We start from the raw sequence: 13275 nt of genomic DNA, 5'->3' as shown, positions 1-13275 counted from the left end.
AATTGTAATAAAAATCAAGAACACTATTTCGTCATCTGATTTAATTTCAAAACCCTTCTTAAATCCTTATTTTTGACGGATTTATTTTTACAATGAAACCAAAAGCATTATTCAACTGGAGCAGCGGAAAAGACTCTTCCCTTGCTCTTTATAAAATACTAAAGGAGGATCAATATGAGATTTCTACACTGCTTACCAGCATCAATCAGGAGTTTCAAAGGATTTCTATGCATGGAGTTCATGTATCGCTTTTAGAAAAACAGGCAGAAAGCCTTGGAATTCCTTTAATCAAAATGGAACTTCCTAAAGAACCATCCATGGAAGAATACCAACAGATCATGAGTAAGACAATGACTGAAATTCAGGCTCAGGGCATTACCCATTCCATTTTCGGAGATATTTTTCTGGAAGACCTGCGAAAATACAGGGAAGACCAATTAAATGCTATCGGTATGAAAGCCTTATTTCCTCTATGGAAACAAAATACAACTGACCTCATCCGTGAATTTTTAGATCTTGGCTTTAAAACAATTGTAACGTGTGTGAACGGATCTTTTCTGGATAAAAGCTTCGCCGGAAGGATTATTGATCAGCAATTCATTGATGATCTTCCTGAAAATGTAGATCCGTGCGGAGAAAACGGAGAGTTTCATACCTTTACTTTTGATGGACCTATTTTCAAAAATCCTGTTGAATTCAAAATCGGGGAAACCGTCAAAAAGACTTATCCTAAACCTAAAACAAGTCCTGAAGAAGAAAACGGAGAATATGTTTTCTGGTTCAGTGACCTGATATTAAGATAAACCTGCGAGCTTTCTTCCACAGGCTTTTTCAATGTATTATTTCCTCAGCAATACCCTTATTCATAACATTGAAATATTGCACAAAAGCGGATTAAATCTATATTAAGTTGTTCCAGCAGCCTTTCCTAGCACGCAATTTGCTTCTCTTAATGCTCTTCAGGATATTTTAGTATCTTTAAGAGTATAATCATCATTTAAAAATACAACACCTGTGATCAAAAATTTATTATTCCTGTCTTTTTTCTGTTTTTTATTTTCCTGTACAACAACTGAGGGTCCAAAAATTACCCCGGTTGATAAAAAAGCAATTATAGATTCCACCATCTCGGCTTTTCAGAAAACACTTTTGGAACAACAGATTGATTCTGCTTTTAAAAAGTATCATTTTAATGGGAGCATTGCTGTTTTTAAAGATACTATTCCTCTTTACAGAAGAGAAAACGGATATTCTGATTTTAAGAAGAAAATTAAAATTGACAGCAATACCATTTTTGCGATAGGATCTGTGAGCAAACAATTTACCGCTGTTTTAATCTTACTTCAGATGGAGCAGGGAAAACTGAATGTGACAGATAAGGCTTCAAAATACCTGAAGGAATTTCAGATCAAGGAATATGAAAACATTACGATTCACCAACTGTTAAACCATACTTCAGGATTGAATCTGATGGGTGGAAAGCTGATGTTTAAAAGCGGATCAGATTTCTATTACTCCAACGATGGCTTCAATGCACTTGGAAAAATTGTGGAAAAAGTATCCGGAAAATCTTATCATGAAAATGCATTGGAACTTTTTAAAAAAGCGGGAATGGCCCATTCTTCAACAGGAGATATTTTTAAAGGAAATCATTTTGCCAGTGCTTATGTTGGTACTCCTGCTAAATTCTCTGAGGTCCCCAATATGCCGAAAAGATTAAGCGGACCGGAAATCGGAACACCTGCCGGTGGAATACTGTCTACCATTGAAGATCTTCATTTATGGAATAATGCTCTGTACAGCGGGAAAATTCTAAAACCCGAAACGTTGAAACTCTTCATGGCCAAAAGTGCGGAAAGACACCATGCTATCTTTGGGAAAATGGGTTATGCTTACGGAATTATGCTTAACATCGGACAGCCCAATTCCTATTTCCACAGTGGTTATGTAAAAGGTTCTCCTTCTTTAAATATTTATTATCCGGACACTAAAACGTCTGTGATTATTCTGTCTAATATTGCAGATGAGGAAAGAGGAAAAGGCACTATCTTCAGACCACATATTGAAGTAAAAAAGATCACTGATCATCTTGAGAATACGCTTACACAGCTCAGGATAAAACATTAATTTCCGGAAGTAAAAAAAACTAAATTGCCGTATGAAAAAAATGTATTTCATTGCAGTTTATCCTCCGCAGGAGATTATTGAGGAAATAAAAGTCTTTAAAAAAGATCTGGCAACAAATTATGCCAATTCCAAGGCTTTGAAAAATGAAGCACATATTACGCTCTTCCCTCCCTTTTCAAGAGAAATTGAGCTGGAGGAGGATATCCATATTGCTTTTCAGAAGATTAATACTGAAATTATACCTTTTGAAGTAGAACTGGATGGTTTTGGAAGCTTTCCCAATCCTAAAAATCCTGTCCTCTATATTCAGCCCAAAGAAAGTAGTCAATTAACAGAACTTTATCATAGGGTAAAAGAGCGTTTTAATTTCGCAAAGTATTCGTTTAATCCTCATATGACTGTAGGATATAGAGATCTGACCTGGGAAAATTATCTTAAGGCCTGGGAAAAATATGAAAACATGGAATACAAAACTAAATTCTTAGTAGATAAAATAATACTTCTTCGCCATGACGGACGGTGGGTACCCATAGCAGAGAAAAAACTGGAAAAATAAAACCGGCTCTTGGAGCCGGTTTCGTATAATTATTCTTTGATGATTTTCTGAGAAATGATCAGGTTTTTATCTTCTTTTATATTCAACAGATACGTACCTGCCGGATAGTTTTTAATATCAACCCGTATTGCAGAATCATTCAGTTCAAATCTGGATGGAATAAGCTTTCCTGAAGCGTCATACACTTCTACTTTTACATCTTTTGAAAAGCCCTGTTTGCCTTTAATAAAAAATTCTCCATCTGTAGGATTAGGATAAATACTGAAACGACGCTCTTCCGCTTTTACTTCTGAGAGTTTAAGAGTTGATTTGCTCAGTGTCCATGAAACATTGGTAACATGAAGTGTGCTGTGATTGTCTACTTTTAAAAGCGGATTGTTATCCACTACCGATAATGTCAAAGTATTATTTCCGTTGTTAAGTTGTCCGGGAGTAATCGTTATGCTATTTCCCGTTGCTCCCAGAGCCGTTCCGTTTAAGCTCCATGAATTGACCAAAGTGTTCGGAATGGGAAGAATTTCGTTGACAGTGAAGGTAACATTGGATGTAGCATCAACGGTTGTATTATTGGCCGGAGTATAGGAATCCACAGGGGAAACCAGAGTATGAATCCTTTCAATAATCGCCTCTTTACACACAGAACAGAACTGCTGGTTAAGATACCTCATTTCACAACTCTGATGCGGCCTGAACCAGCTTGGGCTTTCAGCATGGGCGTATACTCCTACCCCATTTAATCCTACCCAGTTTTTCCATTTTATGGTTGCCGGATTAGAGTTCTGTGTTTTATTAGGAGATTCGAGTGAACCAGAAAACCAATATTCATCGGCCAATTTTCCAAAGGAATGCCCCAGTTCATGCACTACAATTTCATTAGAAGAACCGTTGAGTGAAGCAAAAGCATAGGTACCGCCACAACCTCCATATTCTGTAGAATTACCCAGCACATAAGTAATATCATAATCCGGGATATTGGCGGCCAGAACCTGTCCTACTTTATTGGTAGTATTGCTGTATATACATCTGTGGACTCCTACATCGAAAGTAGACCCAAGATAGTTATTGGGATTTGTTACAGGGATTACAGGCTCTGCAACATCTGTTGCGGTTCCGGGATGCTTTACTCCTGATTCCGTGGAAATCACTTTTACCGCATAGGCATTAAAGTAATTCTTATATTCTGTATAAGGACTTTTCGTAAAAAGATAATTGATCGTATTCTGAGCCGATGTTGTAAAAGCAGTTTGCTGTGCAGCGGTAAACCCGTCTCCCAACACTGCAATAACAACCCGCTTACTGTTGTCTCCATTCTGTAAAAGCGGAACGGTCTCAAAAGTCTGTGCAAAACAACTGCTTCCTATTAAAAGGGATAATAAAGTTTTTCTCATGATTATAGTTTTTGTGTGAATATTACTTCTGTACCATCCTCAGTTGCTTTTTCAATCTTTACCGACTGTATATTTTCAGAGTAAGAAAACCTGGCACTGAACTCAGTATTTTGAAGGGAAGCTTTATGTCTGGATATTCCCTCTTTTTCATATACTTCCAATTCAGGATTGAAAGGATCTTTCACAAGCTGTTTACCCATTTCTTTTCCATCAGCTCCTGTTAATGTAATTACAAGATCTCCCTTACGGACGGCATCTCTTTCAAAAGAAGGCGTATGTTTTAATCTGCCATCTGCAATTTTAGTACTCTGGAGAGTAATTTTTGCATTTCCCGACTGATCTTTATCTGCTTTGAAAAACAAATAAATGATCCGTTCGCTCTTTGCTGTAAAAGCTTCTGAATGCTTATTCTGAACTAAATTATTTCTCTCTTTAAGGCTAAACAAGAGAAAGACAGGAACAATTAATACATTAAATACATTTTTCATGATCATTTTTATTTAAAGATATTAAAATTTTAAACATAAACGAAAATCATTATCAATACTTTTTCCACTAAAAAACATAGAAAGTCCTATCTTTGAAGCAATGATTTCAGAGAAAATAATTTTAGGAATTGACCCGGGGACAACGGTAATGGGATTTGGTATCATCTCCGTAAAAAAAGGAAAAATGGAGATGGTTTCTATTCATGAACTTATCCTGAAAAAATATCCCAATCACGAAACCAAGCTGAAGTATATTTTTGAAAGAACCCTTTCTCTTATTGATGAGTTTCACCCTGATGAAGTAGCTCTTGAAGCTCCTTTCTATGGGAAAAACGTTCAGAGTATGCTAAAACTTGGCCGTGCTCAGGGCGTTGCTATGGCAGCCAGTCTTTACAGAAATATTCCGATTACCGAATATTCTCCTAAAAAAATCAAAATGGCGATCACAGGAAACGGAAATGCCAGTAAGGAACAGGTAGCAGGAATGCTTCAGAACCTTCTTAAATTAAAGGAATTTCCTACAAAATATTTAGATGCTTCCGATGGTCTTGCCGTAGCCGTATGTCATCATTTTAATTCCGGTACCATAGCGGATACGAAATCTTATTCCGGATGGGAAAGTTTCCTGAAACAAAATCCGGACAGATTGAAATAGGTTCCCTCTTCTTTTTTCTATTTTTCAAAAACAAAAAAATAACATTCTAAAAAACAGCACTTTACCCAAACACACATAATTACTTGGTAAAACATAATACTATCTTTTACATTGGTATGATTTTTAGTACTACCTTTGTATAAATTTTCAGTTATGAAAACAAACCAACAAACTATAAATCAAGGGACTCATACAATAAACTGGTTCCAAAAGTTTCTAATGGTATGTTCAGGCGGGAACATCCATATTTTAAGAAAAACTCCGAGTGAATGGAACAAGTTTTCCGGCATCGGGGGTATCGTACTTTTCACTGCAGTATTCGCTACTTTGTCTGCAGGCTATGCAATGTATACAGTATTCGACAATATTTGGGCGGCTGCAGGATTTGGAATCCTGTGGGGTCTGATGATCTTCAATCTTGACCGTTATATTGTTTCTTCCATCAAAAAAACAGGAACATGGTGGAATCAGATTCTGATGGCTATTCCGCGTCTCATCCTTGCTACGTTCCTGGGAATTATTATTTCCAAACCTTTAGAACTTAAAATTTTTGAAAAAGAAGTCAACAAACAGCTGAATACCATTATTCAAAGAAATAAAAAACAGCTTCAGGGTGAAATGAACGGGCGAATTCTTCAGCAGAGCGGTCCTTTTGAAACAGAAAAACAGCAGATTTCAGGAAAAATCGCTCAGTATCAGCAGGCATATGATTCGGCTTCGGTAGAGCTTGAAAAAGAAATTCTGGGTAAACAATCCGGACTGACCAGTGGAAAAGAAGGCTATGGTCCCAATGCAAAACGTAAACAGCAACTGAAGGAGCAACGCAGACTTGATCTGGAAAATTATCAGAAACAAGCGGCTCCAAGGCTGGAATATTTAGACAAAGAAATATCTAAAGTCTACACAAATCTGGAAACGGAAAGAAAATCTACAGAAACATTTGAAGATAAATTCAATGGTTTTGCTGCAAGACTTCAGGCATTGGACGAACTTGGTAAGAATTCTGCCATCATTGGGCTTGCAGCCACTTTTATCATGGGATTGTTTATCTGCCTCGAGATTTCTCCGGTTCTGGTAAAACTGATTTCTCATATAGGACCGTATGATTATCTTTTAGAAAAAACAGAAAATGATTTCAGATTGTATTCTAAAGAAAAGATTGAAAAAGGAAATGCATTGACTGATTTCAGAATCGATGATTTTAAAGATAATCTAAAAAATTAAAATGATCATTTAATACCTCATTCGCTGTTAAATATCAGAGAAAAAATCTATAATAAATCAATTTTCGATAAATAAAATCTAACCTTTTATTATATAACGAAAGGTTTTTCTTTTAAACAGGTATTTTATGTAAAATATTTTCTAATTTTATACTACTTAAAATTCTTGCTATCATGAAAAACTTAATTTTTGCATGTACACTGCTGATATGCAGTGCATTTGCTCCTGCCCTAAAAGCACAGGCATCAGAACCATTTTTAGGGCAAATAGCCTTTGTACCTTATAATTTTGCTCCAAAATACTGGGCAGAATGTAATGGGCAGCTTCTGCCCATCGCGCAAAATCAAGCACTTTTTTCACTGTTAGGAACCACTTATGGAGGGAACGGAGTTACCACATTTGCCTTACCTGATATGCGGGGAAGGGTACTTGTTCATAACGGACAGGCTCCTGGCGGCCCTACGATGTACACCATGGGAGAAACCGGCGGAACTGAGAGTGTAACATTATTGGTAACACAAATGCCGGCTCATAATCATACCGTGAATGCTGTAACAACGGAAGGAAATCAAAATTCTCCCACCAATAATCTTCCGGCAGACACCAAAACTCTTGACAAAGAATATTCAGATGCAGCGGCAAATACGACCATGAAAAACACAATGGTAGGAAACACTGGAGGAAGCCAGCCTCATGAAAACAGACCTCCGTTTATTACGCTGAAATGCATCATTGCATTAGCAGGAGTCTATCCATCTCAAAACTAATCGTTATGAAAATTCTTTACTTATTATGTCTTGTTATAGGAAGCTCAGCTTTTACACAGACAATAACTTTCAGTGGATGTCCCAATCTGTTTGATAGCCCGCCTAATACGTATGTATTTAACAAAACAGGAGTAGATGCCTTTAGTAAGAACATCTACATGACCAGCCCTATTGATGGCGGACAAGATTGTAGTGGATTAGGTACCTGTGAATTTAAAATCCAATGGAACAATGCTCTTACAAGATGGGAATTTCTTGGTGATGAAGGAAACGGAACATTTACAACTCCTTATCTGATTTATTATAACTCAACAGGTAATAATTCTGTTCCGATACCTCCCGGTAACAGTGTCGGAACCTGGGTTGAAAATACAGCAATGACCAACGGGCAATGTGGAGGAAATCTTACTGCAGTAAATTCCACCATGACAGGTGATGTACAGACCACTACATTAGGAACTTCAGACCTTTCAAAAAATAAAATTCAGATTTTTCCTAATCCTGTGGTTGATTTTATTACTATTTCCGGTATTGACGATGGGCTAACCATCCAGATTTACAATATTGACGGACGTCTGGTAAAATCAGAAATGTTTGATTCCAAGATTGATGTTTCACAACTTGTTCCCGGAGGATATGTATTAAAAATAAATACCCGAAATTTTCAGATACATCAATTTAAATTCATGAAAAAATAGAATGATATTCTGTTTCAAGAAATCAATTACTGAAGCTTTCGGAAATCCCGGAAGCTTTTTTTTATGGCAGGGAATGTTTTTTGCATGAAATGAAGTATGCCTTCAAGTGTTGTCAATCATTTCATCTATTTTCCGGATACTGAAATATTAAAAATTATATATCAGTCAGGAGCAGTTTATGATTATCTTAAGGTACCTCCTGATATTGTTGAAAATTTTAGAAAAGCCAGATCTAAGGGGCAATTTCTTAATAAAGTTATTAAGCCAAGGTTTAAGTACAGGAAGATGGAATAAAGAGATCCTAACAATAAGATAATTTAAATAGAAAGACCGCACAATAAGTGCGGTCTTTCATATTTAAATTCAATTATAATTTTATAAAGAATAATTTGGGGCTTCCTGCGTGATAATTACATCATGAGGGTGGGATTCTTTCAATCCGCTTCCTGTAATCATTACCAGCTTGGAATCTTTTTGAAGTGTTTCAATATCTTTTGCTCCACAGTATCCCATACCGGCTCTTAAACCTCCTGTCAACTGGAAGATCACATCCTCCAGTTTTCCTTTATGCGGAACTCTTCCTTCAATTCCTTCCGGAACGAACTTTTTAGCCTCACTTTGGAAATATCTTTCTTTACCACCTCTCTTCATTGCTGAAAGACTTCCCATTCCCTGGTAAGATTTGAATTTTCTACCCTGGAAGATAATTTCTTCTCCCGGAGCCTCATCTGTACCTGCCAGAAGAGAACCAAGCATTACTGCTCCTGCACCACTCGCAATGGCTTTAACGATATCTCCTGAAAGTTTGATTCCACCATCAGCGATTACCGTTACATTTTTTGACTTAGCATACTCGTAAACGTTATAGATAGCAGATAGCTGAGGAACACCTACTCCGGCAACTACTCTTGTTGTACAGATGGAACCCGGTCCTACTCCAACTTTAAGTACGTTGGCTCCAGCTTCAATAAGGTCTTTAGCAGCTTCTGCAGTTACGATATTTCCTCCTACAACATCAAGGTTCGGATATGCCTTTCTGATTTCCGAAATTTTGTCTAAAACTCCTTTTGAATGACCATGTGCAGAATCAATGGCTACAATATCAACTCCAGCCTGTACCAAAGCCTCAATTCTTGCTAATGTATCTTCTCCTACACCTACTCCGGCTCCTACGATAAGACGTCCGTTTTGATCCTTATTGGCATTAGGGTATTCCAACTGATTATCGATATCCTTGATTGTAATTAAACCTACAAGTTTGTTATCTTTATCTACGATAGGAAGTTTTTCAACTCTGTTTTTAAGAAGGATTTCTTTAGCCTTTTCAAGGTTGGTATCTTTATCTGAAGTGATCAGATTATCTTTGGTCATAATCTCTTCCACTTTCATATCAAGATTTTCCTGATATTTTACGTCTCTGTTGGTAATAATTCCGATCAGAACATTATCAGCATCCACTACCGGAAGACCGGAAATCTTATATCTTGACATAAGATCTTTAGCTTCCCCTAAAGTATGATCTTTAGATAGCGTAACCGGATCAGAGATCATTCCGTTTTCGGAACGTTTTACGCGGTTTACCTGAGCTGCCTGCTCAGCGATTGTCATGTTTTTGTGGATAAATCCTAACCCTCCGACTCTTGCTAAAGCAATGGCCAGATCAGCTTCAGTAACAGTGTCCATCGCAGCGGAAACTATCGGAACATTCAGCGTGATTTTGTCGGTAAGTCTTGATTTTAATGAAACCTGGTTAGGTAAAACTTCTGAATAAGAAGGGACTAGAAGAACGTCATCGAAAGTGATGGCTGTCTCTACAATTTTGTTATGAATAGACATCTTTACTTTCTTTGCAAAATTAGGTTATTTTGGTGAGATATGAAAATCCTTTTTGATAGTTTAAATAAAATTTAATAATCAATAACTTAAATCGAAAAACCGCCCTTTTGTAAGAACGGTTACGGTACAAAATAATTGAATAAGTTTGAAACTACTTTATTTATAGGTTAAATATGGCCAGATAAAATCTATTTGATGAGACTTCCATTTTCATCAATATTCTCAATATGGGTCTGATTATTTTTATCGATGTATAATTTTAATCGTACTTTCCCTTTATTATCGCGGATAAATATACCTACATCACCATTGGCTGTCTTGCCTGCAAAAAAGCGTTCACTTCCCAGTTTACCTTTTTCCTGTAGTTGTGCGAATGCTTTTTTAGAAGCTTCCGGATTATTCAGTTTCTTTATAGAATCAGCAGCCTTAATAATATCCTCCATCGGGAAATCATCAGGTCGATCCCAGAGTTTTAAACCATATACTCTTTTTTTGTCTTTTCCTGAACCTTCAAAATACTGAAGCTGCATAATCTGATCTGTGTTCCGCTGATCTACAGAATAAACCATTCCTGATTCTTTCTCATTGCCGTCATACACAAGCCCTCCACATTCATCTCCCAGGGAATTGAAAAAAATAAGTCCTGCTTCTCTTTCACGGGGTTTCATTTCCTTATGATTCACCAATCCGGGATGCTGACGCTCCTTGTTACTGATAACCATCTTTAAAGTTCCATCTTTCTCAACGATATTGATACGTTCTACATCTATTTCTTTGAAACGTTCGTTGGAAGACTGATTTTTAAAAGCAAGAAGGAAAAACATTACACATAGTATGGTAAGTACAGCGGCGTAGATTTTAAGGACCCGGACTTCTCTTATTAATTTCTCCATGCGGTAAAAGTTTTGGAATTAATTATCAGGATTATTGAACAGCAGCGGAATTAACATTCTGGAATGTTGATATCATTTTTAGTTTTTACTTGATTTGTCTTAGGCTTCCTCCTGAAATTTTATCCACTTTAGCATCCAGCTCAGGGTTCCCTTTCAATTTTACATCGGCACCTGAAGAAACATTTACTTTCAGTTTGTCTGTAACCAATAAGGAAAGACTTGCTCCCGAAGTAGACTCTGCTACTGCCGTGGCAATTTTAAGGTCATCTGCTTTACACGAAGCGCCACTGCTCGTTTCTATCACGGCGGAAACAGCTTCTCCTGATAAGCTTACACTTGCTCCGCTTGAGGTATCCAAGGCCAGTTTCTGTGTGGTAAGTTCAGCAGTCAAAACAGCTCCGGAACTTACGGTAACTGCAGCGGCCTGTCTTGCATTGAAAGTTCCTTTAATAACAGAACCTGATTCTGCTTCAATCTCCATATTGTTTTCATTAACCGGATTCACTGCTGTAAAAATACTTCCGGATGAAGTTTTTATACCGTGAAGAGCAGGAGCAGAAACATTAACATTAAGATTTTTAAATCTCAGATTACGGACTCCCTTATTGTCTACGTATATTTTCAATACTCCGTCCTCCACCTTGGTGATAACATATTGAAGTTTATCTGCATCTGCAATTACTTTTACACTGCTGGTATTTTCCTGCTTGAAGGTAACATTTACTCCTACGCTGGCATCTATTTTTGAAAATTGCCCTACATTTCTGTTATCTCCATTCAGATAAGAAGAGGTATTGCCTGATGTAAGGTCATTTCTTACAGAACTCGTCACAGAAGATGTAGTTGTTTCAGCAGAATTAATGATCTTATTAACATCCGACAGCTTCATCTTTCCATTGAGGATAAAAATGATATTCTCTTCCTTGGAATCCACATTAAAAACCAGATTCTCCAGATAATTGTCTTTTTCTTCTTCAGCCAGAAATTTCATAGAAGTTCCGTCACTGCTCATGGACATCAGCTCATTGAAGTTGAGAGCGTTTAAAGCCTTGTTTATTCTCTCCGTTTTTTCTTCATTCATTTGTATGTTCGCAAGATTTTCATCTTTTAAACGATCCGGGAAAGTAATTTTTGGAATAATCAGAATTTTAAGTCCTTCTACATCGTTCAGTATAGGTTTTATCTTTCCGATATAGGCATCATTAACATCAATGGTATTCAATAGCTTGAACATCGGTTTTTTGATATTGATAGAGGTTACTCTTCCTCTTTTTTCAAAATCCTGAAAAAGCTTGTCTAATTTCTCAGTCTGTGCAGAATAAGTTGCAAAGCTGCTCAGCATTATGGCTATTATAAAAAATATTTTTTTCATGAGATTGATCTGATTTTTAGTATTCGCTGTCAAGATTTTCATTTTTTTGAGAAGATGCTACTGTTTTTTTTAACTCACTTCCTAACTTCATAAAGGAATATTTTGCAACATCTATGGCTTCTTTTTCACTGCTGATTCTTTTTCCGTTTACAATGACATAAGAGTCATTGTATGCTGTTGCAGAATCATTTAAATTTTTACCCGGGAAGGAAGAATTATCAACATATCTGGGTTTTCTTTCTTTTTTAAGCCTTCCTCTTTTTGGTAGAATTTCATCCATTACATCTTTTTCTGCCACCTGGTTATCCTGAAAAACAGAATCTTTTTTCACTCCGGAAATAGAATCGGTATGATTCACCGCTACCTGTTCCTGGTGATCACTGTTTTCTTCCATAAACCCGGACTTTTGTTTTAAGATTTCATCTTTTACCAGTTTTTCTCTGTCCTGCACATCTGCAGTACCGGAATTATTATCATTAAGAAATAAGCCGATTCCAAAAACCAGCATCACACTGGCGGCCATCCAGAACCATTTGGGAAAAGAGGGTTTCTTTTTTTCTTCCAATGGAATAATAGGTACAGCATCCTTTTCAGGTTCCGTACTTTCTGCAGTCTGAAGAAAGTCCTCAAAGCTCCAGTCCATCTTTTCTTCCTTGATCTCCCGGAAGACTTCGTTGTATTTATCTTGTAATTGATCTTTTTTCATAGCTCATCAGTTGTGAGATTTGTTCTTTTACTTTTTGTCTCGCACGCATCAGGTTTACCCTTACTGCATTTTCCTCCATTTCCAGCATTTCAGAAATTTCGGAAACATCATATTCTTCTACATCTTTCAAGTGGATGACCATCTTCTGTTTCTCAGGGAGCTGATTGATAAATCCTACAATATGTTCCTTAAGGTTATCAACTTCCATACTGTAAAGCTCCGAGCGGTGAAGCTGCATATCCGCAAAGCCGATCTTTACGTCGTGATGCTTCAATCTGTTCAGGCATTCGTTCCGGACCGACTTCAGCGCATAGGATTTAAAATTCCCGAATTGCTCAAGCTCATCCCTCTTCTGCCAAAACTTCATCATGAGATCCTGTACTACATCTTCTGCTTCATCACTGCTCATGACAAACCGTTTCGCAAAACGATACATCTCGTCTTTGAGAATAAACACCGTATTCTTGAAAGTTTCTTGGGTCATGAGTTTTGTTTCTTATAGGTAAGACAATTGCAGTTACTTATCTATTACATCAAAAATAAAAAAACTTCAAAAAATTTGAAG

The 13275-nt window shown here is 36.9% G+C and carries 15 protein-coding genes; 8 read left to right on the top strand and 7 right to left on the bottom strand.

From position 1 onward, the window contains the following. Positions 1–92: 92 nt before the first annotated feature. The 3 genes from LIV57_RS15200 to LIV57_RS15190 all read left to right on the top strand — a co-directional run bounded on the left by LIV57_RS15200 (position 93) and on the right by LIV57_RS15190 (position 2683). The gene (locus LIV57_RS15200; RefSeq protein WP_227943320.1) at positions 93–803 is read left to right on the top strand and encodes a diphthine--ammonia ligase; all 711 of its coding nucleotides are present in this window, start codon (positions 93–95) and stop codon (positions 801–803) included. A gap of 211 nt (positions 804–1014) precedes the next feature. Further along, the gene (locus LIV57_RS15195; protein WP_227943319.1) at positions 1015–2127 is read left to right on the top strand and encodes a serine hydrolase domain-containing protein; all 1113 of its coding nucleotides are present in this window, start codon (positions 1015–1017) and stop codon (positions 2125–2127) included. Positions 2128–2158: 31 nt separating this feature from the next. Continuing rightward, positions 2159–2683, top strand: a complete 525-nt coding sequence (locus LIV57_RS15190; RefSeq protein ID WP_227943318.1) for a 2'-5' RNA ligase family protein — start codon at positions 2159–2161, stop codon at positions 2681–2683. Positions 2684–2712: 29 nt separating this feature from the next. On the opposite strand, the gene LIV57_RS15185 is transcribed toward LIV57_RS15190, so the two are convergent. Further along, positions 2713–4071, bottom strand: coding sequence for a M64 family metallopeptidase (locus LIV57_RS15185; RefSeq protein WP_227943317.1), 1359 nt, complete (start codon positions 4069–4071; stop codon positions 2713–2715). 2 nt (positions 4072–4073) lie between these two features. Continuing rightward, positions 4074–4559 (bottom strand): hypothetical protein, encoded by a 486-nt coding sequence (locus LIV57_RS15180; protein WP_227943316.1) that lies wholly within the window; start codon positions 4557–4559, stop codon positions 4074–4076. Positions 4560–4659: 100 nt separating this feature from the next. On the opposite strand from LIV57_RS15180, the gene ruvC reads away from it, so the two are divergent. The 5 genes from ruvC to LIV57_RS15155 all read left to right on the top strand — a co-directional run bounded on the left by ruvC (position 4660) and on the right by LIV57_RS15155 (position 8197). Continuing rightward, a complete protein-coding gene (gene ruvC, locus LIV57_RS15175; RefSeq protein WP_034692903.1) occupies positions 4660–5214 on the top strand; it encodes a crossover junction endodeoxyribonuclease RuvC in 555 nt (184 codons plus the stop codon). 153 nt (positions 5215–5367) lie between these two features. Further along, the gene (locus LIV57_RS15170; protein ID WP_227943315.1) at positions 5368–6438 is read left to right on the top strand and encodes a DUF4407 domain-containing protein; all 1071 of its coding nucleotides are present in this window, start codon (positions 5368–5370) and stop codon (positions 6436–6438) included. Positions 6439–6611: 173 nt separating this feature from the next. Continuing rightward, complete coding sequence (locus LIV57_RS15165) at positions 6612–7205, top strand: phage tail protein (RefSeq protein WP_227943314.1); 594 nt, start codon at positions 6612–6614, stop codon at positions 7203–7205. A gap of 5 nt (positions 7206–7210) precedes the next feature. Further along, positions 7211–7903, top strand: a complete 693-nt coding sequence (locus tag LIV57_RS15160; RefSeq protein WP_227943313.1) for a T9SS type A sorting domain-containing protein — start codon at positions 7211–7213, stop codon at positions 7901–7903. Between the two features lie 96 nt (positions 7904–7999). Further along, a complete protein-coding gene (locus tag LIV57_RS15155; protein WP_110011496.1) occupies positions 8000–8197 on the top strand; it encodes a KTSC domain-containing protein in 198 nt (65 codons plus the stop codon). A gap of 81 nt (positions 8198–8278) precedes the next feature. On the opposite strand, the gene guaB is transcribed toward LIV57_RS15155, so the two are convergent. The 5 genes from guaB to LIV57_RS15130 form a co-directional block, all read right to left on the bottom strand. Next, complete coding sequence (gene guaB, locus LIV57_RS15150; RefSeq protein WP_110011687.1) at positions 8279–9739, bottom strand: IMP dehydrogenase; 1461 nt, start codon at positions 9737–9739, stop codon at positions 8279–8281. 188 nt (positions 9740–9927) lie between these two features. Continuing rightward, on the bottom strand, positions 9928–10632 hold the full coding sequence (locus LIV57_RS15145) for a hypothetical protein (protein WP_227943312.1): 705 nt from the start codon (positions 10630–10632) through the stop codon (positions 9928–9930). A gap of 85 nt (positions 10633–10717) precedes the next feature. After that, positions 10718–12004 (bottom strand): DUF4252 domain-containing protein, encoded by a 1287-nt coding sequence (locus LIV57_RS15140; protein WP_227943311.1) that lies wholly within the window; start codon positions 12002–12004, stop codon positions 10718–10720. A 16-nt stretch (positions 12005–12020) separates the two neighbouring features. Next, positions 12021–12710 (bottom strand): hypothetical protein, encoded by a 690-nt coding sequence (locus tag LIV57_RS15135; RefSeq protein ID WP_227943310.1) that lies wholly within the window; start codon positions 12708–12710, stop codon positions 12021–12023. Then, positions 12685–13194, bottom strand: a complete 510-nt coding sequence (locus tag LIV57_RS15130; RefSeq protein WP_002976192.1) for an RNA polymerase sigma factor — start codon at positions 13192–13194, stop codon at positions 12685–12687. Before LIV57_RS15130 ends, LIV57_RS15135 begins: the two co-directional genes overlap by 26 nt. Between the last annotated feature and the right edge of the window lie 81 nt (positions 13195–13275).

Origin of the sequence: Chryseobacterium sp. X308 (genome assembly GCF_020733145.1) — a bacterium.
In the GTDB taxonomy this organism is placed as follows: Bacteria; Bacteroidota; Bacteroidia; order Flavobacteriales; family Weeksellaceae; genus Chryseobacterium; species Chryseobacterium cupriresistens.
The sequence above is the reverse complement of the archived record's forward strand: the minus strand, read 5'-3'. Positions and strand labels throughout refer to the sequence as shown.